The organism is Cellulomonas sp. JH27-2, from assembly GCF_014837175.1.
Lineage (GTDB): Bacteria > Actinomycetota > Actinomycetes > Actinomycetales > Cellulomonadaceae > Cellulomonas.
In genome coordinates this window covers 70632-95655 of the sequence record NZ_JACYFR010000003.1, presented here as the reverse complement: position 1 = coordinate 95655, position 25024 = coordinate 70632, and the positions used below count along the sequence as shown (strand labels likewise).

Annotated in this window: 25 protein-coding genes; 13 read left to right on the top strand and 12 right to left on the bottom strand. The window is 70.8% G+C overall.

All coding sequences use genetic code 11. The features are described from left to right. Positions 1 to 76 precede the first annotated feature (76 nt). The 3 genes from rhaI (at position 77) to IC607_RS09495 (ending at position 3855) form a co-directional block, all read left to right on the top strand. Positions 77 to 1246, top strand: a complete 1170-nt coding sequence (gene rhaI / locus IC607_RS09505; protein ID WP_191787156.1) for an L-rhamnose isomerase — start codon at positions 77 to 79, stop codon at positions 1244 to 1246. Positions 1247 to 1255: 9 nt separating this feature from the next. After that, positions 1256 to 2746, top strand: a complete 1491-nt coding sequence (locus IC607_RS09500) for a rhamnulokinase family protein (RefSeq protein WP_191787155.1) — start codon at positions 1256 to 1258, stop codon at positions 2744 to 2746. 191 nt (positions 2747 to 2937) lie between these two features. Then, positions 2938 to 3855, top strand: a complete 918-nt coding sequence (locus IC607_RS09495; RefSeq protein ID WP_191787154.1) for a LysR family transcriptional regulator — start codon at positions 2938 to 2940, stop codon at positions 3853 to 3855. A gap of 6 nt (positions 3856 to 3861) precedes the next feature. Here the strand turns inward: IC607_RS09495 and IC607_RS09490 are convergent, their stop codons facing one another. From IC607_RS09490 to IC607_RS09470, 5 genes are all read right to left on the bottom strand, one after another. Continuing rightward, positions 3862 to 6069, bottom strand: a complete 2208-nt coding sequence (locus IC607_RS09490; RefSeq protein ID WP_191787153.1) for a glycoside hydrolase family 3 C-terminal domain-containing protein — start codon at positions 6067 to 6069, stop codon at positions 3862 to 3864. Continuing rightward, the gene (locus IC607_RS09485; RefSeq protein ID WP_191787152.1) at positions 6066 to 8705 is read right to left on the bottom strand and encodes an alpha-L-rhamnosidase; all 2640 of its coding nucleotides are present in this window, start codon (positions 8703 to 8705) and stop codon (positions 6066 to 6068) included. The genes IC607_RS09490 and IC607_RS09485 overlap by 4 nt, the downstream gene beginning before the upstream one ends. Continuing rightward, positions 8702 to 9610, bottom strand: coding sequence for a carbohydrate ABC transporter permease (locus IC607_RS09480; protein ID WP_191787151.1), 909 nt, complete (start codon positions 9608 to 9610; stop codon positions 8702 to 8704). The genes IC607_RS09485 and IC607_RS09480 overlap by 4 nt, the downstream gene beginning before the upstream one ends. 3 nt (positions 9611 to 9613) lie before the next feature. Beyond that, positions 9614 to 10498, bottom strand: coding sequence for a carbohydrate ABC transporter permease (locus tag IC607_RS09475; RefSeq protein WP_191787150.1), 885 nt, complete (start codon positions 10496 to 10498; stop codon positions 9614 to 9616). 87 nt (positions 10499 to 10585) lie between these two features. Further along, positions 10586 to 11911, bottom strand: a complete 1326-nt coding sequence (locus tag IC607_RS09470) for an ABC transporter substrate-binding protein (protein WP_191787149.1) — start codon at positions 11909 to 11911, stop codon at positions 10586 to 10588. A 249-nt stretch (positions 11912 to 12160) separates the two neighbouring features. On the opposite strand from IC607_RS09470, the gene IC607_RS09465 reads away from it, so the two are divergent. Further along, positions 12161 to 13153, top strand: a complete 993-nt coding sequence (locus tag IC607_RS09465) for a LacI family DNA-binding transcriptional regulator (RefSeq protein WP_191787148.1) — start codon at positions 12161 to 12163, stop codon at positions 13151 to 13153. 32 nt (positions 13154 to 13185) lie between these two features. On the opposite strand, the gene IC607_RS09460 is transcribed toward IC607_RS09465, so the two are convergent. Beyond that, a complete protein-coding gene (locus IC607_RS09460; RefSeq protein ID WP_370526114.1) occupies positions 13186 to 14130 on the bottom strand; it encodes a siderophore-interacting protein in 945 nt (314 codons plus the stop codon). Positions 14131 to 14202: 72 nt separating this feature from the next. On the opposite strand from IC607_RS09460, the gene IC607_RS09455 reads away from it, so the two are divergent. Then, entirely contained in the window at positions 14203 to 14631 is a 429-nt protein-coding gene (locus IC607_RS09455; RefSeq protein ID WP_191787147.1) for a hypothetical protein, read from the top strand. A gap of 14 nt (positions 14632 to 14645) precedes the next feature. Here the strand turns inward: IC607_RS09455 and IC607_RS09450 are convergent, their stop codons facing one another. Beyond that, positions 14646 to 15737, bottom strand: a complete 1092-nt coding sequence (locus tag IC607_RS09450; protein WP_191787146.1) for a VIT1/CCC1 transporter family protein — start codon at positions 15735 to 15737, stop codon at positions 14646 to 14648. Positions 15738 to 15858: 121 nt separating this feature from the next. Between IC607_RS09450 and IC607_RS09445 the strand changes: the two genes are divergently transcribed. After that, positions 15859 to 16269, top strand: coding sequence for an ATP-binding protein (locus IC607_RS09445; protein ID WP_191787145.1), 411 nt, complete (start codon positions 15859 to 15861; stop codon positions 16267 to 16269). Between the two features lies 1 nt (position 16270). Here the strand turns inward: IC607_RS09445 and IC607_RS09440 are convergent, their stop codons facing one another. The 4 genes from IC607_RS09440 to IC607_RS09425 form a co-directional block, all read right to left on the bottom strand. Then, a complete protein-coding gene (locus tag IC607_RS09440) occupies positions 16271 to 16633 on the bottom strand; it encodes a hypothetical protein (protein WP_191787144.1) in 363 nt (120 codons plus the stop codon). A 2-nt stretch (positions 16634 to 16635) separates the two neighbouring features. Then, on the bottom strand, positions 16636 to 17613 hold the full coding sequence (locus IC607_RS09435) for a TIGR03557 family F420-dependent LLM class oxidoreductase (protein WP_191787143.1): 978 nt from the start codon (positions 17611 to 17613) through the stop codon (positions 16636 to 16638). A 46-nt stretch (positions 17614 to 17659) separates the two neighbouring features. Next, positions 17660 to 18730, bottom strand: a complete 1071-nt coding sequence (locus IC607_RS09430) for a Gfo/Idh/MocA family protein (protein WP_191787142.1) — start codon at positions 18728 to 18730, stop codon at positions 17660 to 17662. 83 nt (positions 18731 to 18813) lie between these two features. Then, complete coding sequence (locus IC607_RS09425) at positions 18814 to 19371, bottom strand: GNAT family N-acetyltransferase (RefSeq protein ID WP_191787141.1); 558 nt, start codon at positions 19369 to 19371, stop codon at positions 18814 to 18816. A 170-nt stretch (positions 19372 to 19541) separates the two neighbouring features. On the opposite strand from IC607_RS09425, the gene IC607_RS09420 reads away from it, so the two are divergent. The 7 genes from IC607_RS09420 (at position 19542) to IC607_RS09390 (ending at position 24180) form a co-directional block, all read left to right on the top strand. Next, positions 19542 to 19802, top strand: a complete 261-nt coding sequence (locus tag IC607_RS09420) for a type II toxin-antitoxin system Phd/YefM family antitoxin (RefSeq protein WP_191787140.1) — start codon at positions 19542 to 19544, stop codon at positions 19800 to 19802. Then, positions 19799 to 20182, top strand: a complete 384-nt coding sequence (locus IC607_RS09415; RefSeq protein WP_191787139.1) for a PIN domain-containing protein — start codon at positions 19799 to 19801, stop codon at positions 20180 to 20182. The genes IC607_RS09420 and IC607_RS09415 overlap by 4 nt, the downstream gene beginning before the upstream one ends. Before the next feature lie 98 nt (positions 20183 to 20280). Then, entirely contained in the window at positions 20281 to 20985 is a 705-nt protein-coding gene (locus IC607_RS09410; protein WP_191787138.1) for a hypothetical protein, read from the top strand. 104 nt (positions 20986 to 21089) lie between these two features. Continuing rightward, positions 21090 to 22091: an FKBP-type peptidyl-prolyl cis-trans isomerase gene (locus tag IC607_RS09405; RefSeq protein WP_191787137.1), complete on the top strand. Its 1002-nt coding sequence runs from the start codon at positions 21090 to 21092 to the stop codon at positions 22089 to 22091. A 105-nt stretch (positions 22092 to 22196) separates the two neighbouring features. Further along, positions 22197 to 22814 carry an L-threonylcarbamoyladenylate synthase gene (locus IC607_RS09400; RefSeq protein ID WP_191787136.1) on the top strand — a complete coding sequence of 206 codons (618 nt, stop codon included), beginning with the start codon at positions 22197 to 22199 and terminating at the stop codon, positions 22812 to 22814. Further along, positions 22814 to 23536 carry a uracil-DNA glycosylase gene (locus tag IC607_RS09395; protein WP_191787135.1) on the top strand — a complete coding sequence of 241 codons (723 nt, stop codon included), beginning with the start codon at positions 22814 to 22816 and terminating at the stop codon, positions 23534 to 23536. The genes IC607_RS09400 and IC607_RS09395 overlap by 1 nt, the downstream gene beginning before the upstream one ends. A 209-nt stretch (positions 23537 to 23745) precedes the next feature. Next, on the top strand, positions 23746 to 24180 hold the full coding sequence (locus IC607_RS09390) for a nitroreductase family deazaflavin-dependent oxidoreductase (protein WP_191787134.1): 435 nt from the start codon (positions 23746 to 23748) through the stop codon (positions 24178 to 24180). Here IC607_RS09390 and IC607_RS09385 read toward each other — a convergent pair whose 3' ends face one another. Continuing rightward, a complete protein-coding gene (locus IC607_RS09385; protein WP_191787133.1) occupies positions 24181 to 24918 on the bottom strand; it encodes an MIP/aquaporin family protein in 738 nt (245 codons plus the stop codon). Positions 24919 to 25024 lie beyond the last annotated feature (106 nt).

Genomic DNA, 25024 nt, shown 5'->3' with positions numbered 1-25024 from the left:
TCCGGGCCGCGGTTTCGCGAACGTCGTATCCTATGATTGAATCGATTCATACCACCGGCCCAACGAGGGGACGACCGTGAGCACCATCGACCAGCCGACGCTGGACATCCTCGCCACCCAGGCGATCGAGCTGCCTTCCTGGGCGTTCGGCAACGCGGGTACCCGCTTCAAGGTGTTCTCCACACCGGGCACCCCACGGACCATCGAGGAGAAGCTCGCCGACGCGGCTCAGGTCAACGCCCTCACAGGCCTGGCGCCGTCGGTTGCGCTGCACATCCCGTGGGACCTGGTCGACGACTACGAGGCGCTGTCGCGCTATGCGCAGGACCTCGGCGTCAGCCTGGGGACGATCAACTCGAACACTTTCCAGGACGACGACTACAAGTTCGGGTCGCTGACGCACTCGGACCCGCGCATCCGCCAGAAGGCGATCGACCACCACTTCGCATGCATCGACGTCATGGACGCGACCGGTTCGCAGGACCTGAAAATCTGGCTGCCGGACGGCACCAACTACCCGGGACAGGGCGACATCCGGGGGCGGCAGGACCGTCTGGCCGACTCGCTGGAGAAGATCTACGCCCGCCTGTCGGGCGAGCAGCGCCTGGTGCTCGAGTACAAGATCTTCGAGCCGTACTTCTACACGATGGATGTCCCGGACTGGGGCACGTCGTACGCGCACGTGACGCAGCTGGGCGAGCGGGCGTTCGTCTGCCTCGACACGGGCCACCACGCGCCCAGCACCAACATCGAGTTCATCGTCGCCCAGCTCCTGCGCCTGGGCCGGCTCGGCTCCTTCGACTTCAACTCCCGGTTCTACGCGGACGACGACCTCATCGTCGGGGCCGCGGACCCGTTCCAGCTGTTCCGCATCCTGTTCGAGGTCGTGCGCGGTGGCGGCCTGGAGGCCGGCTCGCCGGTGCGGTTCATGCTCGACCAGTGCCACAACATCGAGGACAAGATCCCCGGCCAGATCCGTTCGGTGCTCAACGTCCAGGAGATGACGGCCCGCGCTCTGCTCGTCGACCTCGACAAGCTGCGCGACGCCCAGGACTCCGGTGACGTGCTGACCGCGAACGGGCTGTTCATGGACGCCTTCTACACCGACGTGCGCCCGGCACTGGCCGGCTGGCGTGAGGAGCGAGGCCTGCCTGCCGACCCGATGGCTGCGTACGCGGCGTCGGGCTATGCGGCCCGGATCGCCGACGAGCGCGTCGGCGGGACCCAGGCCGGCTGGGGCGCCTGACACCGACCGATGACCACGTACGCAGCCGTCGACCTCGGCGCCACGAGCGGGCGAGTGATCACGGGAAGACTCGACGACGGCCGGTTGGTGACCGAGGAGGTCGCCCGGTTCGCCAACACCCCCGTCCGTGTCCCGGCGGGCGGGCGGCAGGAGCTGCACTGGGACGTGCTCTCGCTCTGGGAGAGCACGCGAGCCGGTCTGGACCGGGCGCACCGCCAGCACGGGATCGACAGCATCGGCGTCGACACATGGGCGGTGGACTACGGGTTGGTGGACCGCGACGGTGCCCTGCTGGGCAATCCCATGCACTACCGCGACGAGCGAACGGCCGGCGTCCCCGACCGGTTCTTCTCGGTGCTGCCCGCGCAGGAGCACTACGCGATAGCGGGCGTGCAGGTTCAGCCGTTCAACACCGTGTTCCAGCTGACCGCAGCCGCCGACTCCGCCGCGGTCCGCGCCGCCGACACGATGCTCCTGATGCCCGACCTGCTCACGTCCTGGCTGACGGGCGAGCAGGTCGCCGAGGTCACCAACGCGTCGTCCACCGGTCTGCTGGACGCCGGCTCGCGCACGTGGAGCCCGCAGATCCTGTCGGCCCTCGACAGGGTCGCCACACAGGACGTGTCCCGGTTGCTCCCACGGCTGGTGGAGCCCGGCACGCTCGTCGGGACGACGAGGCGCGACCTCGGATGGGGAGATGCGTCGGTCTTCGCGGTGGGGTCGCACGACACCGCCTCGGCCGTCGCGGCCGTGCCGATGGCCGACCCGGAGCACGCCGCCTACATCTCGTCGGGCACGTGGTCGCTCGTGGGCGTCGAACTGCCCTCGCCCGTGCGGACGGAGGCGTCCCGCCTCGCGAACGTGACCAACGAGCTGGGCGTGGACGGCACCGTGCGGTACCTGAAGAACGTCGCCGGCCTGTGGCTGCTGTCCGAGGCTCAGCGCACGTGGGCCGCGCGCGGCGCGGCGCGCGAGCTCGGCGATCTCCTGGATGCGGCCGCGGACGTGCCGGGTTTCCGCACCCTCGTCGACGTCGACGACCCGGCGTTCGCGGCTCCTGGAGACATCCCGGCGCGCATCGCGGCGGCCGCTCGGGCGAGCGGTCAGCCCGTCCCCGAGGACGACGCGAGCGTCACACGCTGCATCCTCGACTCGCTCGCCCTCGCCTACCGACGCGCAGTCCGCACGGTCGCGGACCTGGCCGGGCGGGACGTCCGCGTCGTGCACGTCGTCGGTGGCGGGTCCCGCAACTCGCTGCTGTGCCAGCTGACCGCCGACGCGACAGGGCTGCCCGTCATCGCGGGCCCGACGGAAGGGACCGCGATGGGGAACGTCCTCGTGCAGGCATGGGCGACCGGCGAGCTCGACGGCGGCCTTCCGGCCATCCGCGAGGTCGTGCGCAGCTCCAGCAACCTCGTCCGGTGGGAGCCCACCGGGGACACCAGGGCCTGGGAGCGGGCCGACAACCGGCTGCGGGACATGTTCGCGGCCTCCCACTGAATGGACACGACCATGTCCGACTCACCCCTGAGGCCCTCGCTCGACGAGATCCAACGGGTCCACTGACGATGGAGCACTGACCTACGGGTCGGCGCGTCGTACCACCGCAGGCGCGTCCTTCCCGGTCGTCGCATGGTCAACTGAGGGCGGCGACGCACCGCCCCACCGCACCGCACTCAAGGGGCTCGACGATGAACCTCGGCAACCTCAACCTCAACCTGCTGACCGCGCTCGACGCGATCCTGCGTGAGCGCAGCGTCACCGGCGCGGCGGCCCGCCTCGGGCTGACCCAGCCGGCGGTGAGCGCGTCGCTCAGCCGCTTGCGTCGGCATTTCGGTGACCAGCTGTTGGTCCGTGCCGGCAATGCCTACGAGCTGACACCGTTCGCGCAGCAATTGCGCGAACCGGTCGCGGCTGCCATCACGCAGGTCGAGCAGGTCTTCGACCCCGGCCGCGCCTTCGACCCGCACCGGTCTGACCGGGTGTTCTCCGTCCTCGCGTCCGACTACGTCGTCGCTACCCTCGGCGCGACCGCCAGCCGGATGCTCTCGGCTGTCGCACCCGGTGCCCGGTTGGACTTCCATCCCCACACCCCGTCGATGATCGAGCGCATGGAGCCCACGCTCCGCGAGGTCGACGGCGTCGTGCTGCCGCGCGGATTCGTCGCCGACCTGCCCCACCGGGACCTGTACTCCGACACGTGGGTGTGCATCGTCGACGAGAACAACCGGCGCATCGGCGACAGCGTGACGCTGGATCAGCTCGCCGCGTCTCCGTGGGTCGTGACGTTCCGCTCGATGACCGCCTTCACCCCGCCGATGCGGCACCTCGAAGGTCTCGGTCTCGACCTGAACGTCCAGGCCGTCGTCGAGCACTTCTTGGCGCTACCCAGCCTGATCGTCGGGACGAACCGCGTCGCCATCGTGCAGAAGCGCCTGGTCGACCTGATGAAGGATGCGTTCCCCATCCGGTCTGTGCCGTGCCCTTTCGACGCGCCGCCGATCGTGGAGGCCCTGTGGTGGCACCCGACGCGCGAGGGCGACCCGGCGCAGCGATGGCTGCGGGGGCTGCTCACTCAGGCGGGCAAGCAGATGTCGTCGGCGGGTTGAGCTCGTTCACCATCGCGGACCGCGGCGACGGCCGAGGCCGCGGGATGTCTCGTGCAGGAGCTCGCGGCTGAGGGCCTGCGACGGGTCGCCGAACAAGCGACGGATCGGCAGGTCGCCGATCATCAGAGTGATGATCGGGTTCGTCAGGAACGCTGTCGTTCCACCGCTCAGGTCAGCCGCGGCGGCCTCGTCGAGCAGGCGTGGTCCGAGCCGGTCGTGCGTGAGCCACTCACGAAGGGTCGACGACTCGTCCAGGACGACCTCGGGGAGCCGCGCGTCGCGCTGTACGACGACGTGCCCACGCAGGTCCCGCGACGAGGCACCGACCTGGATCTCGTACGCCCCGCCGTCGCAGACCCAGCCGGACCGCGTGACGTCCCAGCGTTCGAACGCGCGGGCGGGTACGACGGCTTGTACCACCCGCTCCTCGCCGGGCCCGAGCACGACCTTGCCGAACGCTGCCAGCGCGCGGACGGCACGGAACCGGTGCCGCTGCGGGTCGCTGGGCCCGACGTAGACCTGCCAAACCTCGCTGCCCGTGCGGGCGCCGACGTTGCGGACAGAGAACTCCACGACGACCTCGTCGGGCGACTGCTCGAGCAGCGCGACCTCGCCGTACATGAAGGTGGTGTAGCCCAGGCCGTGACCGAACGGGAACGCCACGGGACGCTCGTCGTGGTCGTACCAGCGGTAACCGACGAGGAGCCCTTCTGCGTGGTACGCGTGCCCAGGCTGGGGGAAGCTCGCCGCGGTCGGGGTGTCCTCGAGCCGCAGCGGGATCGTCTCGGTGAGCCTGCCTGCCGGTTCGACGGCACCGGTCAGCACGTCGGCGAGGGCCTGTGCGCCCGCCTCACCCGGAAGCCACCACGCCAGCACTGCACACGCGTGGTGGGACCACGGCTCCGTCAGGACGACGGCCCCGGCGTTCAGGACGACAACGGTGGGTGTCCCCGTCGCGAAGACGGTCTCGAGCAACGTCAGCTGGGCGGCGGGCAGGGTGAGGGTCTCGCGGTCGCGCCCTTCGGTGTCGGCTCCCTCCCCCGGACCCACGACGACGACGGCGACCTGCGAGCGAGCAGCGAGTTCTACGGCCTCGTCGCGCAGGTGCTGCGCGTCGTCGCCGTCGAACGCGTACCCCGCGGCGAACTCGACGGTGGAGGTCGTGCGCGCCGTCAGTTCTGCCACGAGGTCGTCGTGCGTGCGCGCGTGGACTCCGGCGCTCCCGCCGCCTTGGCGGTGCGGTTCGACGGCGAGCGCGCCGATCAGCGCGATCGTCGTGCCGTCGGCGAGAGGCAGGACGCCGTCGTTGGTCAGCATCGTGATCGACGACGCGGCGACGCTCCTGGCCAGGTGGTGGTGCGCGTCGGCGTCCACGTCCGCGGGTTCCACGCCCGCCCAGCGTCGCGCGGCGGCCGCGATGCGCTCACCCGCCTGCAGGACAGCGGAACGCACGGCCGGGTCGATGCACGCCTCGGTGAGCGCTGCGCGTGAGCCGAGTGCCGGTCCCGGCATCTCGAGGTCCAGTCCGGCCAGCACAGCCGCGACGGGGTCGTCGACCGCACCCCAGTCCGACACGACCGCCCCGTCGAAACCCCAGTCGTCACGCAGGATCGAGGTCAGGAGCTCGCGGTGCTGGCTCACGTACGTGCCGTTGACACGGTTGTAGGAGGCCATGACGAACGCGGGGGCCGCGTCGCGGACGATGCGCTCGAATGCCGTCAGGTACATCTCCCGCAGCGTGGCATCGTCGAGCTCGGCGCTGACGCGCATGCGGTCGGTCTCCTGGCTGTTCACGGCGTAGTGCTTCACGCACGCCGCGACCCCGGCCGACTGGACCCCACGCACGAACGAGGCCCCGACCGCGCCCGACAGTGCCGGGTCCTCCGAGTAGTACTCGAACCCGCGGCCGCCGAGGGGCGAGCGGCGGATGTTCACCGACGGCGCGAGCAGCACGTCCGCACCGGCCGCACGCGCCTCGGCCGCGATGGCCGACCCGACCTTCTCAGCGAGGTCGATGTCCCACGTCGCGGCAAGGGCACCCGGAGAAGGGAAGCATGTCGCCGGGACCTTGCCCGAGAAGTCGGGCAGGTTCATCGCCAGCCCGTTCGGGCCGTCGCTCATCGTCAGCGACGGGACGCCTTCGACCTCACGCGTGCGCGACAGGTCCGCGCCCGTGACGAGGTCCAGCGCCTGCTCGAGCGTCAGCCTCGTCACGCCTCGGCCCCCGCCGCGATCATCTCGAGCCGGTCCTCGGGGTTGTGCACGTTCCAGAGGCGCGGCATCGGTGGGTCGTCGTCCGCCGACCGGAACGGCACTTCCACGACGGTCGTCCCGCCGGCGAGCTCACGAAGACCCGCCTCACCCGGGACCTGCAGATCACCGGCGACACCCGCCGGCAGGGTGACGGTGATCCGCAGGGTCTCGGCCGTCCGCTTCCACCCGACATCGATCAGGCCGTGCGGAGACAGATGGCGCGCCTGGGCACACGTCAGTCCACCACCGGGGACTGGTGCGACTCGGACACGCGCGTAACCGGGTGAGGCGGGGGCAAGACCAGCGACGACGCGGTGCAGGAAGTCCGCGACGGCGCCGAGGGCGTAGTGGTTGAACGACGTCATCTCACCGGGGTTGACCGTGCCGTCGGGCAGGAGGCTGTCCCACCGCTCCCACACGGTCGTCGCGCCCATCGTGACCGGGTACAGCCAGGACGGGCACTGCGTCTGCAGCAGCAGGTGGTAAGCGGTGTCGACCGCCCCTGTCGCGACGAGCGCGTCGCAGACGATCGGCGTCCCGATGAAGCCGGTGGCGATCCGGTGGTCGTTCGCCCGGACGAGCTCGGCCAGGCGCCGGCCGGCGGCGTCACGCTGCGCGTCGGTCTCGAGCAGGTCGAAGTGGATCGCCAGCGCCAGCGCCGTGACGGTGTCGCTGACCACTCGACCGGACGGTGCAACGAACTCGCGGCGGAACGCGCGCAACGCACGGTCGGCGACGGCCTCGTAGCGCACGGCCATCGCGCTCTCGCCCAGCACGTCGCACGCGCTCGCTGTGAGACGTGATGTGTAGGCGTGGTAGGCCGTGGCGACCAGATGCGGATCGGTCGCGGAGTCGCCTGGGCGGTCCGGCGGTGCCGCCGGGTCGAGCCAGTCACCGAGCTGGAAGCTCTCGTTCCACAGTCCGGTGCCGTGCGTCAGAGCGGAGACCTGGTCGACCCAGGCCGTCATGCTCGTGAGCTGGTCGCGCAGCACCTGCTGGTCGCCGGTGCGCTCGAAGATCGTCCACGGCACGATCACGGCGGCGTCGCCCCACCCGGCCGCCGGCGGCGGGGGGAACCCGCAGTCGAGCCACGGGTGGAAGTTGCGCATCGTGCCGTCGGCCGCCTGCTCGACGGCGACGTCGCGCAGCCAGCTGCGCAGGACACCGGTCGAGTCGTAGAGGAACGCGGCGGTCGGTGCGAACGCCTGGATGTCACCGGTCCAGCCGAGCCGCTCGTCGCGCTGCGGGCAGTCGGTCGGGAGGTCGACGAAGTTGTCGCGCATGCTCCACACGACGTTCTCGTGGAACCTGTTGAGCAGGGGGTGCGACGACGCGAACCAGCCGGTGCGACGCATGTCCGAGTGCAGGACGCGCGCGACGACGTTGATCGGCTGCCCCTCGGGCCACCCGTCGATCTCGGCGTACCGGAACCCGTGAACGGTGAAACGAGGCTCCCAGGTCTCCGGGCCGGTGCCTGCGAAGACGTACTGGTCGACGGAGGTCGCCGAGCGCAGCGGCCGCAAAGCCAGCTCGTCGTCCTCCAGGACCTCGGCGTGGCGGATCGTCAGGTGGTGGCCGGCGGGCGCGATCGCCGAGAGCCGCAGCCGGCCCGAGACGTTCTGACCGAAGTCGAGGCGGACACGACCGCCGGGGCGAATCTGCACGTCGACGGGAGCCAGCTCCTCGGTGCATCGCACTGGCGGCCCGAGAGGCCCTTCCAGCGCGGCGTCGAACAGCGTGGCATCCAGGATCGTCGCGAGCGTCCAGTCCTGGTCGTTGAGGCCGGGCTGAGACCAGGCGGACTGCTCCAGCCGGGCGTCGTAGGACTCCCCCTCGTACAGACCGGCCGAGACGATGGGCGCCGGCGCCCAGCGCCACGCCAGCTCGGGCTGTACGCGCGTGCCGTCGGCGAGCAGGATCTCCACCTGCACGCGGGCGGCGACGTCGCTGCCGTACACGTCCCACAGGCCGCCGTTGAAGCCGAGCCGACCCCGATACCAACCATCGGCCAGCCAGAGGCCGAGCGCGTGCCGGCCCTCTGCCGTGTGGTCCAGGTCGATCGTCTGGTACCGGAGCCGATGCTTGAAGCTGGTCCAACCCGGAGCCAGCGCACCGTCGCCGGCGACCTCGCCATCCAGCTCCAGCTCGTACACACCGTGGACGGCGATATAGGCACGCACGCGGACCGCGTCGGCCGGACGGTCGAACTCCGCCCGCATCAGGTATGCGGGCCGCGGACCGTCCGATGTGGCCTGTGACGACGGGCTGACCCACGGCGCGCACCAGTCTCCGGACGCGATGCCCCGCTCGACATGCGCAGGCGTCGACCACGGCCCCTCGACCCCGTCCACCGCGAGCGCGCGCACGCGCACCACGGCCCGCTCACGGAAGCCGAGCGGCTTGCCCGGCCACGGGACGAGAGAAGCCGTGCGGCTGACCGCACGCTCAGCGCTGCCGTCCTCCCGGTCGATCGCGATCTCGAAGCCTGCGGGCTCCTCACGCTCATCGACCTGCCAGCTGAGCCTGGGACGGGCCTCGTCGATACCGAGAGCGGCGTCGAGGTGCTCGACCCGCACATCGGAGACTGCGGGGCTCATCCCTTCACCGAGCCCGCCGTCAGACCCTTCATGACCCGCTTGTTCAGGAACAGGTAGATGACGAGGGTCCCGAAGACGTTGAGGCAGATGGCCGCGAGCGTCGGCCCGTACTCGATCTGGCCGAACTGGCCCTGGAAGTTCAGCAGACCCACCTGGATCGTGCGCAGGTCGTCGCTGCTGGTGAACGTCAGCGCGATGAGCAGGTCGTTCCAGAGGAAGAAGAACTGCACGAGGGCGACGGTGAAGATGGCGTTGCGGACCATCGGCAGCCCGATCGAGAAGAACTGCCGCACGATGGTCGCACCGTCGAGCGTCGCGGCCTCGAAGATCTCGCGCGGGACGCTGCGGAAGAACGTGGCCATCATGAAGACGGTCAGCGGGAGACCGATCGCGGTGTACGTGATGATCAGCGGCAGCAGCGTGCCCGTCAGGTGCAGCTTGAAGTAGATGGTGAACAGCGGCAGAAGGATCATCTGGCCCGGGACCATGATGCCGGCGAGGAACGCGATGAGGACCGTGCCGCGTCCCTTCCAGACCATGACCTCGAGCGCGAACCCGGCGGCGACGCCGAACAGGATCGTCAGGAACAGCGCCGGGAAGACGGTGAGGATGCTGTTGCGGACGTAGGTGCCCAGGTGGCCTTCGGTGATCGCGGCCGAGTAGTTGCTGAAGTTCGTCCAGCTGTCGGGCAGCGCGAAGGCCGGGTTGTTGAGGAACTCGGACTGGGTCTTGAAAGACCCCATCACGAGCCAGACGAGCGGGACCAGGACGATCAGGAGGAGCAGCGCAGCGAGGACGACGTTCCCGATGGTGCGCATCGGGCGACGAGCGCTGCGGCGACGACCGGAGACCGACGATGCCTTGACGGCCGGGCGGAGCTCGGAGGGGTGTTGGATGACAGTCATCGATCAGGCCTTGGTCAGGTCGCGGCGCGAGGAACGGAAGATGAAGATCGTCACGATGAGGCACAGCATCGTCAGCAGCAGCGCGATCGCACTGCCGTAGCCGTACTCGCCGTACCCGAAGGACGTCTGGAACATCAGGACGGTCAGGGGTGTCGTGGACGTTCCTGGGCCGCCGTTGGTCAGTGCGATGACCGAGTCGAAGATCTTCAACGTCCCGTTGATCGAGAAGATGATCGACGAGAGCAGCACGGGCATCGACAGCGGAATGACGATGTGGCGCACCAGCCGGAGGCCCGAGGCACCGTCCAGGCGGGACGACTCGAGGACCTCCTCGGGGATGTCCACCAGTCCCGCGTAGAGCAGGACTGCGTAGAACCCCATCGAGCGCCACGTCTCCATGAGGATGAGCACCCAGAACGACGACGTGCTCGTGCCGAACCAGTCGACGCTGGGGATCCCGAAGACGTTGAGGATCGAGTTCACGGGACCGTTGCGGGGGGCGTACTCGAACAGCTGCTGGAACAGCAGCGAGACCGCGACCGTCGGGAGGACGACCGGGAAGAACACGAGGGTGCGGATCAGGTTGGACGCCTTGCGGAGCACGAAGACGTACAGCAGCGCCAGCAGGTAGCCCAGTGCGACCTGCACGGCCGTCAGGACGAGGGCGAACCGAACCGTGAACCAGAGCGCCTGGTGGACGTCAGGGTCGCTGAACAGCTGCTTGATGTTGTCCAGTCCGACGAACGAGAACCCGTTGATCGCGTTGCCTTCGAACACTGTGTAGCCCAGTGACCAGAAGACGGGGATGAGGATGATCAGCGAGTAGACCGTGAGGGCCGGCGCCAGGAGCAGGAAGATCGCACGGCGATCGCCGAGGACGGACTTCATGGGATTTCACACCTTCGTGACGAAGTTCGCGCCGCGGCGCCGGGTGCACTGGTCTTCGTGCGCACCCGGCACCGCGCCGGGGGTGGGTCAGCCGAGGTCGGCCTGGATCTTGGACATGTAGTCACTCGGGGACAGCTGGCCCGTGGCGAGCAGTGCGGCGTTCGTCTGGCTCGTCGTGGTGGCCTTCGGGGAGAAGAGGGCCTCGAACCACAGGACCGTGTTCGACGTGTGCGCGATCGTGTCCTGGACGCTCTTGGTCAGCGCCGGGACGTCGGTCGAGTCGTCGTTGACCTTGAAGCCGGTGATGACGCCGCCGGTGTTGAGCGCGGCCGCCCCGTAGTTGTCGGCGATGCAGCCGAGCCACGCCTTGGCGCCGTCGTCGAACTTCGACTTGGCCATCGCGAGCGGGACGCCGACGTTCGCGGCCAGCTCGTCGGCCGAACCCTTGCCACCGGTGACGGCAGGGAACGGGACGAAGCCGATGTTGTCCGCGCCGATGACGTTCTGCTTCGGGTCGTTGAAGTTCGACAGGGCCCAGCTGCCCATGTAGTACATGGCGGCCTTGCCGGTGAGGAACTGGTTCATCGCGGTCGTGTAGTCGATGGACCCGACGGACTTGCCGAAGTAGCCGGCCTTGCCCAGGTCGGCGACCTTCTGCGCTGCCTCGACGTAGCCGGAGTCGGTCAGCTTGGCCGTGCCGTCGGCCACCGCCTGCAGGGCGTCGGCGCCGAGCGACCGGTAGATGTAGTTGCCGACGAGGCGGCTCAGCGGCCACCCGTCCTTGCCGTCAGCGGCGAACGGCTGGATGCCCGAGGCCTTGAGCGCGTCGGCGTCCTTGACGAGGTCGTCCCACGTGGTGGGCGCCTCTAGCCCCGCCTTCGTGAAGATCTCCTTGTTGTACCAGAAGCCCTCGACGTTGAACTCCGTCGGCAGGACGTAGTCCTTGCCGTCGTAAAGCTTCTCGATGGTCGACTTCGCAGCCGGGATGATGTCGTCCTGCTTGCCGAGGGCCTTCAGCTCGTCACCGATCTGAACGAGGTTGCCCGCCTTGTCGAGGCTCTTCGCCACGTCCGGCGAGTTGCCGGCCGGGAAGATCGACGGCAGCGCACCCTGGCCCGCGAGGAGCTGGATCTGCTGGTCGAAGCTGGCCTGCGGCTGGGTCGTGACCTTGAGCGGCGAGCTCGCGTTCTCGTCCTTGCAGGCGTCCGACGACAGGCTCTCCAGGGTGCCCTTGATCGCCGTGTTCTCAGCGAACGACAAGTAGGTGAACGAACCGGACTTGCCGGCGGTCGACGAGGACGAACCGTCGGTGGCGTTGTCGTCCGAACTGCTGCATGCAGCAAGAGCGAGCGCCCCCGCTGCCACGATGCTCACGCCGGCGATGACGCGAGTCTTGCTTCCACGCTGCAACATCCCACTTCCTCCTTGAAGCGTTGGCTGGCGCTCGTCTTAAAGCGCTTCAACGGGGGAGGCTAGGTCTGCCGAATCCTCGAGTGCAACGAGATCGTGGGCTGTTGCAGAACTATCGATGCCCACCATCACCGTGGTCGATACTCTGGATTTGAGCGCTTCACCAACCTGCTAGCGTCACCTCACCACGACCAGCTTGAGGAGGAGCGCGTGCGACCCACCAGCAGTGACGCTGGCCGCGGCCGGGCGGGGATGAGCGACGTCGCTCAGCTCGCCGGCGTCTCGATCGGCACCGTCTCGAACGTGCTCAACCACCCCGCACGCGTGTCAGGCACGACCCTGGAGCGAGTCCAGCGAGCCATGACGATGCTCAACTACACGCCCAACGTGCTCGCGCGTTCCCTCGCGGCGGGCAACAGCCCGATCCTCGGCCTCGTCCTGACCGACCTGGCCAACTCGCTGTTCATCGACATCGCGCGGGGAGCCGAGCTCGGCGCCGAAGCGGCCTCGATGGCCCTCATGATGAGCAACAGCGACGGAAGGCTCGACCGCGAGGCCAGCTACATCGCGACGTTCGCACAGTCGCGTGTCGCGGGTGTGCTGCTCACTCTGAACGACGAGCAGCACTACGGCGAGCTCGTCGGCCGCACGCCACCGGACACCCCGATCGTGGTGCTGAACTACGCGGCGCCCACCACCCACTTCTGCAGCGTCTCGGTGGACAACGAGCACGGGGGCTACCTCGCGACACGGCACCTGCTCGACATCGGCCGTCGGAGGATCGCGTTCGTCGGCGGCCCCGAGGCGCTGCGCCCGGTCCGGGACCGCGAACGCGGATTCGTTCGCGCGATGCGCGAGGCTGGCGTCACGCCGGCGCTCGAGCTCATGCCCGACGGCGTGAACAGGGCCGACGGGTACGCGGCCGGAGTCCGCCTCGCCGAGCTCGTGAGCCGTGCCGAGGTCGATGCCGTCTTCGCGGCGACGGACCTGCTGGCGGCCGGGATCGCGCAGGCAGCCGAGTCCCGCGGCGTCACCATCCCGGCGGACCTGGCGATCGTCGGCTACGACAACAACCACGCGGCCTGGGACAGCCCTATCCCGATCTCGACCGTCGCCCAGCCGGGCGAGGAGATGGGGCGTCGCGGCGTCGAGATGGCCACCGCCGAGACCCGCGGCGGACCCCACGAGCACGGCGCCACCGTGCTGACGCCCACGCTGGTGGTCCGACGGTCCACCACCGGTTGAAGGCTCGCCGCGCGGAGGAGGCGCGCGTCGGGTCAGTTGATCTCCGACTTGCCGCGGCGCCAGTAGCCCATGAAGGCGACGGCCTTGCGGTCGACGCCGCACTCGGTGACCAGGTGGCGGCGCAGGGTCTTGATGACGCCGGACTCCCCCGCGAGCCACGCGTACATGGCGGCCTGCTCGCGCAGCGGCCGGCCGAGCTCGTCGACCGGGACCTCCCAGAGCAGGTCCTCGTCGACGTCCTCGAGCTCGATGTCGGCGGCGGGCGCCTGGCCCGGGAGCATGCGCGCGCACGCGGCGCGGACGGCGGGGACCAGCAGCTCGCCGTGCTCGCGGCCGTCGCGGCCGTACCAGCGCACGGTGACGCCTGCGGGGGCCGCCAGGTCGAGCCGGTCCTGCGACGACGGCATCTCGATGAGGACCTCGCCGCGCGCGTCGGCGGGCAGGCGCTCCAGGATGCCGGCGATGGCGGGCAGGGCCGTCTCGTCGCCGACGATGAGCATGCGGTCGGTGTGGGCCGGCGGGACGAAGTCGACGCCGCCGTGCGGACCGGTGCAGCCGGCGTTGGGACCCAGGATGACGAGCTCGTCGCCCGGCGCGGCCGTCGTGGCCCAGCGCGACGCGGGGCCGACGTCGCCGTGCAGGACGACGTCGACGTCGACCTCGCGGCGGTCGTTGCGGACCGATCGGGCCGTGTAGGTGCGCATCGGGTGGCGGCGCTCGTCGGGCAGCGCACGCCAGGTGCCGTACCAGTCGGCGCTCGCGCCCAGGTCCAGCAGCTCGGCGTACGGGGCGCCGGCCAGCGGGAGGAAGAACTTGATGCGCTGGTCGAACCCGTTGTCGGCGAACTGGTCCAGGTCGTCGCCCGTGAAGGTCAGGCGCAGGACGCTGGGGCACAGCCGCTGCACTCCGCTGACCTGCACCGCGAAGAACTTGAACGCGGGCTCGGTCGCGGCGGGTGCCTCGATGGTCGTCGTCACGACACCCAGCATATGCACGAGGTGAGCCTTACCTAAACCCCTCCGGGGAGTGAGACGCGGCACGATGTGCGCATGGCAGCCATCCAGCGCACCGCGGGTACGCGCACGATGCCCGACGTCCTGAAGTCATGGCTGGGCAACCGCCGCGAGCCCGAGCAGGACCTGGCCGACCTCGACTCCGGTCGCCAGCTCTCGCTGGTGAGCTACCTGGTGGGTGAGCGCGGCCGGTCCAAGCGGCACTACCTGGTGCTGGGCGGGTCGCCCGACGACCTCGCCGCCGTCATCGGGCCCGGCCCGCACCGCATCTACCGCACCGACGGCACCCGGCCGCGCGGTGTCGAGGCCGCGTTCACGACGATCGACGGCGCCGACGCGACGGGGCACGACTGGCAGCTCGCGATCCCCAAGGTCGACGTGCGCACGTTCCGCCGAGCGCTCGACCTGGCCTGGCCGCACCCGGAGCGCCGCAGCACGGACGACCCGTCGACGGACCACTACTGACGCCCGTCTACCGGCTAGACCACGCCGCCGAACGCGAGGCCTAGCAGGTAGGTCGCCGCGGCGGCGCCGTAGCCGATCGCGAGCTGGCGCAGCGCGCGCTTGCCGGGCGAGGTGCCGGAGAGCAGACCCACCGTCGCACCAGTGCCGAGCAGCGCGACACCGACGAGCCCTGCGGCCCACGCCACCGCGACGAAGCCCTCGGCCCCGAGCAGGTAGGGGATCACCGGGATGAGCGCCCCCGAGGCGAAGAAGCAGAAGCTCGCCACGGCGACGCCCATCGCGCTGCCGATGACCTCGTGCTCGTCCACGTCGGGCACGGCCTGGTCCGATCCTGCCGGCACGCCCAGCGCCGTGTGCGCGGAGAGGCCCTCCAGGGAGCCGAGGACCTCGGTGGCGCGCGTCTGCGCCTCGCCGGGCTCCATCCCCCGCGCGCGGTAGACCAGGGCGAGCTCGTTGGCGTCGACGTCGAGGTGCGGGAGCGCCGCGCCCGCTGCCGGGCCGGGCCGGGAGGCCTCGAGGAGCTCGCGCTGCGAGCGGACGGAGACGTACTCGCCGGCCCCCATGGACAGGGCGCCCGCCAGGAGCCCGGACAGGCCCGTGAGCAGCACGGTCGCGGACGAGGCGCCGGACGCCCCGATGCCCAGCACCAGGGCCAGGTTCGAGACGAGGCCGTCGTTGGCGCCGAACACCGCTGCGCGGAACGTCCCCGACATCCGGTTGCGGCCACGAGCCGCCAGCCCGCGCACGACCTCCTCGTGGATGCGCTCGTCGGCGGCCATCTGCGGCGTCGCGTCCTCGTCGTCGTCGTACTCCGAGCGCGCCTCCGCGCGCTGCGCGAGCGCGAGGACGAACACCGAGCCGAACCGCCGGGCCAACCAGCCGAGCATGCGGGTGCGGACGTCGCCGCGCACCGGGCGACCGGCGTCGTCGCCCAGCAGGTCCAGCCAGTGCTGCTCGTGGCGCCCCTCCGCGTCCGCGAGCGCGAGCAGGATGTCCCGCTCCTCACCCGTGCGCCGGGCGGCCAGGTCGCGGTAGACGGCGGCCTCGGCGCGCTCGTCGGCCAGGTACTGCCGCCACCGACGGATCTGCGGCTTCGAGGGGGTCATGGCACCCATGGTGACAGCGAGTATCCGGACATCTTGGACATCGGACCGAGTTCGAGTTGCCGAATCGACGGGTCCGTTCCACCGTTGCTGATCGACACAACCTGATCCAGGGGGCTAGGCCATGCGCGCCGAACGGACGGTGGACCCGCACTACCGGGCTGTCGCGCCCGCGCGGCACTGGGCAGCGGACCGCCTCGCCGAGGCCGGGATCCCGGCCGAACGTCGCGACATGCTCGTGCTGCTCGTCAGCGAGCTGGTGACGAACGCCGTCGAGCACGCGTGGCCACCGGTGGTCCTCCGCGTGGACGTCGACGACGAACGCATCCGCGTCGAGGCCACCGACAGCAGCCACCGCGAGCAGCCGATCCTTCGGGACGTCCCCAGCTCGCACGTGGGCGGGCGCGGCGTCTGGCTCATCGACCACCTGGCCAGCGCCTGGGGCTCGGGGGTGGACCCCAGCGGCGACTGCAAGACCGTCTGGTTCGAGGTGCGGACCGACGACGACCGCGGCGTCACCGCCTACGGGGCGTGACTCACTCCCAGGGCGGCGTCTCGCCGAGCTTGGCGTAGTACTTGGCCAGGTGGCTCTTGACCCGGTCGCGGTCCGTGGCGGGCAGGTCCACGCCTCCGCGGGAGCCCTGCATGACCGCCGCCGCCGCGAAGAAGCCCCGCGGCACCGCCTTCAGCCGACCGTCGACGACGTCGGCGATCAGAAGCTTGTAGGCGGTGAAGTTCTCCTTGGCGTCGGCGTCGTACCAGACGTGCGCGTCGCGGTACTTCGCATTCGGCTCGTCCTGCGCGCCTGCCCACTCCCGCACACGCTTCTCCGCCGCGGCGCCGTCCCACTCACGGTCGCGGTCGGCGAGCGGCAGGTCCTGGAAGCTGGTGACGGCCACGGTCAGTGTCCCTTCGATGCGTCGCGGAGCGCGGCCAGCAGCGGCTCCGCGGCCTCGTCGAGGAAGCGCTGCTGGCCCTCGTCGCCGATCTGGACGATCGCGACGTCGGTGAATCCGGCTTCCCAGTACGCGGCGACGGCCTCCACGTGCTTGTCGAGGTCTGGTCCGCAGGAGATCGAGCCGGCGACGTCCTCGGGCCGGACGAACTGGCTCGCGGCCGCGAAGCCCTCGGTCGTCGGCAGGTCCGCGTTGACGCCCCACCCGCCGCCGAACCAGCGGAACTGGTCGTGCGCCCGGGCCACCGCGACGTCCTCGTCGGGGTCCCAGCAGATGGGCACCTGGCCGATCTTGCGAGACGGCTCGGCGCGCTCGGCATCCCACCGGCTGACCAGGTCGGCGTCGGGTTCCACGGCCACCAGATGGTCGGCGAGCGGGGCGAAGCGCTCGACCGACTGTTCGCCGCTCACCGCGACCGCGATCTCGACAGCCCGCTCCGGCAGGTCCCAGAGCCGGGCCTGGTCGACGCGGAAGTGGTCGCCCTCCCACGTCAGCCGCTCGCCGTCGAGCAGGCCGCGGATGATCGTGATCGCCTCCTCCAGCATGTCGTGCCGCTCGCCGACGGCCGGCCAGCGCTCGCCCACGACGTGCTCGTTGAGGTTCTCGCCCGCGCCCAGACCCAGCACGAACCGGTCCTGCGACAGCAGCGCCAGCGTCGCGGCCTGCTGCGCGACGACGGCCGGGTGGTACCGGATCGTCGGGCACGTCACGTACGTCATGAGCTCGACGCGGCTGGTCACCTGCGCCACCGCGCCGAGCATGGTCCAGGCGTTCGGGGCGTGACCCTGGCTGTCGAGCCACGGGAAGTAGTGGTCGGAGGAGACGAGCAGGTCGAACCCCGCCTGCTCCGCGTCCCGGGCGTAGCCGACGAGCTCGCGCGGGCCGGACTGCTCGGTCATGAGGGTGTAGCCGAATCGGGTCATGCTCCGAGGCTCACCCCGCGGGGCGTCGACCGCACCTCGAACGTGCTCAGCGGCCCCAGGGCTCGACGACGGTCCGGACGGGCTCGCCCGTGCGTGCCGCCTCCTCGATGGCCAGGCCCAGCAGGTGGTCCTGGCAACCGTCGGCGAGCGGATACGGCGCCGGCCCCTCGTCGCGCACCCACGCGGCGGTCGCCGCCATGAGGCCGGCCACGGCGAGGTCGTCGTCGGCGAGGCGCGCGCCGTGGAACTCGTTGCGGTACCGCACCCGGCCGTCCAGGGAGATGTGCTCCAGGTCGAAGCCGTCCAGGTTCTGCTCGAGGCCGGAGACGCGGCGGTTGAACGTCGACGTGAGGACGGTGCGCTCGTCCACCCAGCGCGTGACCGCGTCGTCGACGATCTCCCCGTGGCTACCGCGGACCACGATCCGGTTGGTGCGCAGCGGGTTGTGCCACTGGTTGTCGGTGAAGTCGTACAGCGCGCTGCGGCCGTCCCCGAAGTCGAGCGTCGCGAGGATGTTCCACGCGTCGCGGGGCTCGATGGCGCCGGTGAAGCCGTCGCGGGCGACCGGGTCGAGCAGGGGTGCCGTGGTGGTCACGGCTCGCACGGAGACCTCGTCGAAGCCCACGCGGAGCAGCCTGCGGACGAGGCCGACCGCGTGGTACAGGTGCGTGGACGAGATCTGTACAGAGGTGGGTGTGCCGATGATCCCGTCCTCGACGGCCGCGATCCTGGCCGCGTGCGCGGGCATGAACGGGCTGTGCTCGGCCACCTGGACCAGACCGGAGTCCCCCACCTGCTGCCACAGCGCCCGCAGCCCGTCGGCGTCCGGCGCGGGCGGGGTCTCGGCGAGCACGGGCACGCCGCGCGAGACCAGCTCGGCGGTCGCCTCCGGCGTCACGGGCCAGGGCGTCGCGACGACGACGAAGTCCGGGCGGTCGAGCGCGGCCGCCGTGCGGACCGTCGGCACCGACCACTCGCGCTCGACCTGCTGTCCGCGCTCGGCGGACCGCGTGACGACGCCGACGCACGTGAACCGCTCCGGGAGCAGGCGCGCGACGCGGACGAAGAACTCCGCGCGCCAGCCGCTGCCGATCACGCCGAACCTGATGGGAGCCATGAACCGTCCTCGCTTCATCGAATCGTTCCGACCAACCTACGCCCTCCGCCCGGTCCGGCTCACCGCCCTGGGCCAGCTCCGCCTCAGCGCAGCGTCGCCTCGAGCTGCACCTCGTCGAGAGGGCGGTCGGCGAAGACCAGCCGGACGGCGCCCGGGTCGGGGTTACCGCTGTCCGGCGCGCGGTGCACCAAAGTCAGCCCGACGCGCTCCGCGACGCGGGCCGACGCGGTGTTGTGCTCGAGCAGGTACGCGACCACCGGAACGTCGGGCGCGAGGTCGTTCGCCCGGCGGATCGCCTCGCGCGACAGCTCGGTGGCATAGCCCTTCCCCTGCACGTCCACAGCCAGGCGATAGCCCAGGTTCCAGAACGTGTCCCGGACGAGCGTGCAGCCGCCGTTGCCGACGATGCGCTCGTCGCCACGCTCCCGCACGGCCCAGGTGCCGAGACCCGCCTCCCGCCAGCTGGTGCCCCACTCGCGGATCCGCGTCACGGTCTGGTCGGGCGACGTGTGGCGCAGCGTCGGGAAGTGCTGCCACAGCCGGGGGTCGCTGGTCACGGCGAAGAGGCCGTCGAGGTCGGTCTCGAGCGGGGGACGCAGGTCGAGGCGATCGGTCAGGACACGGGTGGGGTCGTCGGGCATCGCGCCACCGTACGTCCCCGCGCCGACGCGACCACAGCCACACTCTCGGTGCGGCCTCATCCCCAGAGCCGCACGCCGTCGGGCCGCTCGTCAGGGCCTGCGGCCAGGATGGTCGCATGAACCCACGAGCGCGATCGCCTGCTGTAGCACAAGTGCTACGGTTGGCCGACATGGAGACCGTCGGCGTCCGCGAGCTGCGTCAGAACGCGAGCGCGTTGCTGCGCCGCGTCGAGAACGGCGAGCGGCTGCAGGTGTCCGTCAGCGGTCGACACGTCGCCGATCTCGTTCCCGCGGCCGTCGCGCAGACAGGTCGGCGCACGTGGTTGACGTACGACGAGATCGCCGACGTCCTCGGGACGGATGCACGTCTCGACCGGCCGGCCGACGACGAGCTCGACCACGGGCTGCGTGACCCGTTCGCGACGCCATGAGAGCCGTCCTGGACACGAGCGTCCTCGTCGCGGGCGAGCTGGCGCCACTCGATGGCGAGCTCGCCGTCAGCGCGGTCAGCGTCGCAGAGCTCCACTTCGGTGTGCTGGTAGCCGCGGACTCCGTCGACAGAGCCCGGCGCCTGCGGGTTCTCGCATTTGTCGAGCGTCAGTTCGACCCCCTGCCCGTCGACGCGGCCGTCGCCGCGAGCTACGGGCAGGTCGCCGCCGCGGTGGCCGAGGCCGGTCGCCGACCCCGCGCACGCAGCTTGGACCTCCTCATCGCAGCCACCGCCCACGCGCACGGTGCCGCCCTTCTCACCCACAACGTGTCGGACTTCGTCGGCCTCGAAGCGATCCTGCAGGTGGTCGACGCCCGCTGACGTCGTGTCGGTGCGTCGACCTACGGTTCACGCGACGCGCACGCCGGCACCCGACCGGCACCCGCCCGACAGCCCCGCACCATCTGGAGAGGACGACCATGCCCAAGTCCGACGACGAGCGGCTCGCGCTCATCCGCACGCTGCTGGCGATCGCGGACGGCGGCTCACCGCACCAGCCGGAACGGGAGCTGGCCCGGGCACGCGCCGAGAAGCTGATGCTGCGGCACAGCCTCGACGAGGCCGCCGTGCGCATGACGCACGAGCAGGCTCACGAGCCGGTCCGGGTCGACACACCCATGACGGGCTCCTGGGTGCTGGACCGGATCTCGTTGCGCTCCGCCGTGTACGCGGCCTTCGGCTGCCAGGCGCTGCGGGTGCGCCGCGGAACGGTCACGGAGCTCGTCGCGTTCGGGTTCGCGGCCGACGTGTCGATGGCGACGGTCCTGGCCGACTCGCTCGAGCCGCAGATGCTCACCGAGATGGCGGCGCACGGTGGCCGCCCCGCCGACAAGCGCGCGTTCGCCGCGGGTTTCACGATGGTCGTCGCCCGGCGGCTCGCCGCCTTCTACGCCGAGGTGCTCACCGAGGCCGAGTCGGAGGGGACGTCCAGCGCGCTCGTGGTCGCCGAGCGAGGTGCGCGGGTCGGTGCCGCGGTCGCGCGAGAGTTCCCGCACGTGCGTCAGTCGACGCGTCGCCTGACGGGCCGCGGGTGGGACGCGGGCGCGCAGGCCGGATCTCGGGCGGACATCGCCGTGAGCGGCCGCAAGGTCGGCCACGGCACGAACCGGGCGATCGGCGCGTGATCACCGGGTGAAACCGCTCAGCGCGCGTCCAGGTTGATCGCGTACCGTGCACGGGTCCGCCGCCTCGTCGCCCGGGGTGGAACCCCCGAACGACGGAGTCCCTCGTGCGCCGCACGACTCGAGCCCGCGGCCTGGCCGCCGGAGCCCTCACCCTGACGATGGCCGTCACGCTGGTCGCGTGCAGCACCGACGACGACGCGTCGAGCAGCCCGTCGGCCTCGTCGACCGCGAGCGCGTCGGCAGAGCCGACCACGACCGCCGCGCCGACCGCGAGCGCCGAGGACGTCGCCGCCGTGGCCAAGATCAAGGTCACCGGCGAGACGGGCAAGGAGCCCAAGGTCACGCTGCCCGAGACGCCGTTCACCGTGGGTGCCCTGGTGATCCGCAACGAGTCCGACGGCAAGGGAGACGAGATCAAGGCCGGTGAGCGCCTCAGCGTCCTCCAGCTCGCCGTCTCGGGAGCCGATGGCAAGACCCTCGGTTCCACGTACCCGGACAAGGAGCAGGCCCTCCTGCTCGGCAGCATCAACGAGAACCTGGAGAAGGAGCTCGTCGGCAAGCACGTCGGTACGCGCGTCGTCGTCGCCTCGCCGGAGACTGCCGACGGCACTGCCACCGGCGCGCCGCAGACCAACGTCTACGTGCTCGAGGTGACCGACGCGAAGGTCGTCCCGGACCGCGCGACCGGCGAGAAGCAGGCGCCGAAGGACGGTCTGCCGACCATCACGCTGGACTCGAAGGGCAAGCCTTCCATCACGCCGTCGAAGGCCGACAAGCCGACCTCGCTGGTGGTCCAGCCGCTGATCAAGGGCTCCGGGCCCAAGGTCGAGGCAGGCCAGACGGTCACGGTGAAGTACTCCGGCTGGCTGTGGGACGGCACCGCGTTCGACTCGTCGTGGGACCGCGACCCGTCCACCTACGCGGTGCAGAACATCGGTCAGGGTCAGGTCATCACGGGCTGGAACGAGGGCCTCGTCGGGCAGACCGTCGGTAGCCAGGTGCTGCTCGTCGTGCCGCCGGACAAGGGCTACGGCGACAAGGAGTCGGGCACGATCCCGGCCAACTCGACGCTCGTCTTCGTCGTCGACATCCTCGACGCCGCCTGACGCGATCCACAGGCCGGAACGGCCACCGACCTCCCGAGCAGGGGAGTTCGGGGGCCGCTCCCGTTCCGGGCGCGCGAGCCCGAGCCCGTCGCTAACCTCGGTGGCATGGCGCGCTACCTGGACGTCCATCCCGTCGACCCGCAGCCGCGGTCGATCGGGCAGGTCGTCGACCTCCTGCGTCGCGACGGCGTCATCGCCTACCCGACGGACTCCTGCTACGCGCTGGGCACGCGCATGGGGAACCACGACGGCGCAGAGCGCATCCGTCGGATCCGGCACCTCGACGACACGCACCACTTCACGCTCGTGTGCGCGGAGTTCGCGCAGCTGGGACAGCTCGTCCACCTCGACAACAACGCGTTCCGCGCTATCAAGTCCGCGACACCGGGACCGTACACGTTCATCCTGCCCGCGACGCCGGAGGTCCCGCGCCGGCTTGCGCACGCGAAGAAGCGGTCGGTAGGGGTGCGCATCCCCGATCACCCGGTGGCGCTGGCGATCCTGCGCGAGCTCGGCGAGCCGCTGCTGTCCAGCACGCTGCTGATGCCGGGGCACGAGTGGCCCATGACGGAGGGCTGGCAGATCAAGGAGGAGCTGGACCACGACCTGGACGCCGTGGTCGACGCGGGGGACTGCGGCATGGTCCCGACGACGGTCGTCGACTGGACCAGCGGCGGCCCGGAGGTCGTGCGTGAGGGCGCGGGAGACCCCGACCGGTTCTGATGGCCGGTGCGAAGCGGGCTGGACCGCAGGAGGCCGACTCGCTCGCGGCGCTCGACGCGGACGTCGTGGCGTGCCGCGCGTGCCCACGGCTGGTGGCGTGGCGTGAGGAGGTCGGGCACGTGCGTCGGGCGGCCTTCCGGGACGACGACTACTGGGCGCGACCGGTGCCGAGCTTCGGCGACCCGGCCGCGCGCGTCATGGTCGTGGGGCTCGCGCCGGCCGCGCACGGCGCCAACCGCACGGGTCGCATGTTCACCGGCGACCGATCCGGCGACTTCCTGTTCGCCGCGATGCACCGCACCGGCTTCGCGTCGCAGGCCACGTCGACGCGCATCGGCGACGGCCTGACGCTGACCGACATCCGCACCACCGCCCCCGTGCACTGCGCGCCGCCGGCCAACAAGCCGACGCCCGACGAGCGCCGCCGTTGCGCCCCGTTCCTGGCGCGCGAGCTCGAGCTGGTCCAACCGGTGGTCGCGGTGGTGCTGGGCGGGTTCGGCTGGCAGGCGCTGCTGACGACGCTGCGCGAGCTGGGCTGGTCGGTGCCGCGTCCGCTGCCTTCCTTCGGGCACGGCGTCGAGCTCGTCGTCGGGCGTGACGGACGCACCCTGACCCTGCTCGGCTGCTTCCACGTCAGCCAGCAGAACACCTTCACCGGCCGGCTCACGCCCGCGATGCTCGACGCGGTGCTGCTGCGAGCGCGGGCCCTGTCGGAGGCGTGAGCCAGGCCGGCGCGATCGAAATCTCGTTCGTGGCGTCGGTCCCCTCACCCGTGACCAGTCGTCGGTCGGTTGCTGGTCGGACGGCGGTCTCGGCATCCCGCTCCAGGGGCCTGAGCCTGGCTACCTCACCAACGACGGCCTGGACGGTGTGAAGGCGTGGCACCGGTGGCCAGGGAATGCGGGCCGCCGCCCGGGGGGTTGCGCACTGCATGCCGATCACCGCCGAGTACCAGCCCAGCACGTCCGACCACGCCCGCGAGCAGGTCGAGCTCTTCGAGGCCACCGACGGCCGCGAGGGGAACACGATGCGCGGCAAGCCGATCATCGTCCTGTGGACGCTGGGGGCCACCAGCAACAAGCTCCGCAAGACGCCACTGATGCGCGTGGAGCACGACGGCGAGTACGCCGTGGTCGCGTCGAAGGGTGGGGCCCCCGAGCACCCGCTCTGGTACCACAACCTCGTCGCGAACCCGCAGGTCGAGCTGCAGGACGGCGCGGTCCGGCGCGACTTCGTCGCCCGCGAGGTCAGCGGTGCCGAGCGCGAGCAGTGGTGGGAGCGGTCCGTCGCGGCGTGGCCCGACTACGCGAGCTACCAGACCAAGACCGACCGGCTCATCCCGGTCTTCGTGCTGACCCCGGCCTGATCAGCCGAGCAGCAGCTTCCAGCCGCCCACGCCGATCACTCCGGCGAGGATCGGCGCCGCGACCGGCACCCAGCCGTAGCGGAAGTCGGACCCGCCCTTGTTCTTCAGAGGCACCAGCGCGTGCACGACGCGCGGGCCCAGGTCGCGGGCGGGGTTGAGCGCGGGGCCCGTCGGCCCGCCGAGCCCCGCGACGAGTCCCCAGACCAGGAATCCGATCGCCACGTGCGCGACGCCCGGCTCGTCCTCCGTCAGCGGTGAGTGGACCAGCGCGAGCGCGCACGAGAACAGGACCACCGAGCCGAGCAGCTCGTTGGCGAACCCGTTGAGCCGGGACATCGCGGCGTTCATCGTCGAGAAGGTGGCCAGCACGTCGTCGGGGTTCGTCGTGCGGTCGTAGTACGGCTTGTGGGTCACGACGATGGCGAGCTGGCCGGCCATGGCGCCGAGCATCTGCGCCACGATGTACGGCGCGACGTCCGACCACGGGAACAGCCCCCACGTGGCCAGGCCGAGCGTGAAGGCCGGGTTGATGTGGTTGCCGCTGATCCCGCCGAACATCACCGCCGGGATCATCACGCCGAACCCGTAGCCCATCGCGATCAGTGACCAGCCCCCGCCGTAGCCCTTGGACCCCCTGAGGTGGACGTTCGCGACGGTGCCGTTGCCCAGGATGATGAGGATCGCCGTGCCGATGAACTCGCAGGCCATCCGCGTCGCGAGACTGTAGGACGGGTCCATGCCCGCAAGCCTGGCAGTGCTGGGCCAACCAGTCCACGGCTGGGCGCTCCGGGCGCCCGACCTGGCGCGACCGTACGGCCGGCAATATGGTCGTGACGAAGAGGCA

Bases quoted from the DNA above. Each gene is read 5' to 3' on its own strand.
- IC607_RS09390 (WP_191787134.1), top strand. From the start codon at position 23,746: ATGCCGATCACCGCCGAGTACCAGCCCAGCACGTCCGACCACGCCCGC.
- IC607_RS09430 (WP_191787142.1), bottom strand. From the start codon at position 18,730: ATGGCTCCCATCAGGTTCGGCGTGATCGGCAGCGGCTGGCGCGCGGAG.
- IC607_RS09425 (WP_191787141.1), bottom strand. From the start codon at position 19,371: ATGCCCGACGACCCCACCCGTGTCCTGACCGATCGCCTCGACCTGCGT.
- IC607_RS09415 (WP_191787139.1), top strand. From the start codon at position 19,799: ATGAGAGCCGTCCTGGACACGAGCGTCCTCGTCGCGGGCGAGCTGGCG.
- IC607_RS09500 (WP_191787155.1), top strand. From the start codon at position 1,256: ATGACCACGTACGCAGCCGTCGACCTCGGCGCCACGAGCGGGCGAGTG.
- IC607_RS09395 (WP_191787135.1), top strand. From the start codon at position 22,814: ATGGCCGGTGCGAAGCGGGCTGGACCGCAGGAGGCCGACTCGCTCGCG.
- IC607_RS09450 (WP_191787146.1), bottom strand. From the start codon at position 15,737: ATGACCCCCTCGAAGCCGCAGATCCGTCGGTGGCGGCAGTACCTGGCC.
- IC607_RS09465 (WP_191787148.1), top strand. From the start codon at position 12,161: ATGAGCGACGTCGCTCAGCTCGCCGGCGTCTCGATCGGCACCGTCTCG.
- IC607_RS09495 (WP_191787154.1), top strand. From the start codon at position 2,938: ATGAACCTCGGCAACCTCAACCTCAACCTGCTGACCGCGCTCGACGCG.
- IC607_RS09385 (WP_191787133.1), bottom strand. From the start codon at position 24,918: ATGGACCCGTCCTACAGTCTCGCGACGCGGATGGCCTGCGAGTTCATC.
- IC607_RS09410 (WP_191787138.1), top strand. From the start codon at position 20,281: ATGCCCAAGTCCGACGACGAGCGGCTCGCGCTCATCCGCACGCTGCTG.
- IC607_RS09480 (WP_191787151.1), bottom strand. From the start codon at position 9,610: ATGACTGTCATCCAACACCCCTCCGAGCTCCGCCCGGCCGTCAAGGCA.
- IC607_RS09445 (WP_191787145.1), top strand. From the start codon at position 15,859: ATGCGCGCCGAACGGACGGTGGACCCGCACTACCGGGCTGTCGCGCCC.
- IC607_RS09485 (WP_191787152.1), bottom strand. From the start codon at position 8,705: ATGAGCCCCGCAGTCTCCGATGTGCGGGTCGAGCACCTCGACGCCGCT.
- IC607_RS09475 (WP_191787150.1), bottom strand. From the start codon at position 10,498: ATGAAGTCCGTCCTCGGCGATCGCCGTGCGATCTTCCTGCTCCTGGCG.
- IC607_RS09420 (WP_191787140.1), top strand. From the start codon at position 19,542: ATGGAGACCGTCGGCGTCCGCGAGCTGCGTCAGAACGCGAGCGCGTTG.
- IC607_RS09435 (WP_191787143.1), bottom strand. From the start codon at position 17,613: ATGACCCGATTCGGCTACACCCTCATGACCGAGCAGTCCGGCCCGCGC.
- IC607_RS09470 (WP_191787149.1), bottom strand. From the start codon at position 11,911: ATGTTGCAGCGTGGAAGCAAGACTCGCGTCATCGCCGGCGTGAGCATC.
- IC607_RS09400 (WP_191787136.1), top strand. From the start codon at position 22,197: ATGGCGCGCTACCTGGACGTCCATCCCGTCGACCCGCAGCCGCGGTCG.
- IC607_RS09455 (WP_191787147.1), top strand. From the start codon at position 14,203: ATGGCAGCCATCCAGCGCACCGCGGGTACGCGCACGATGCCCGACGTC.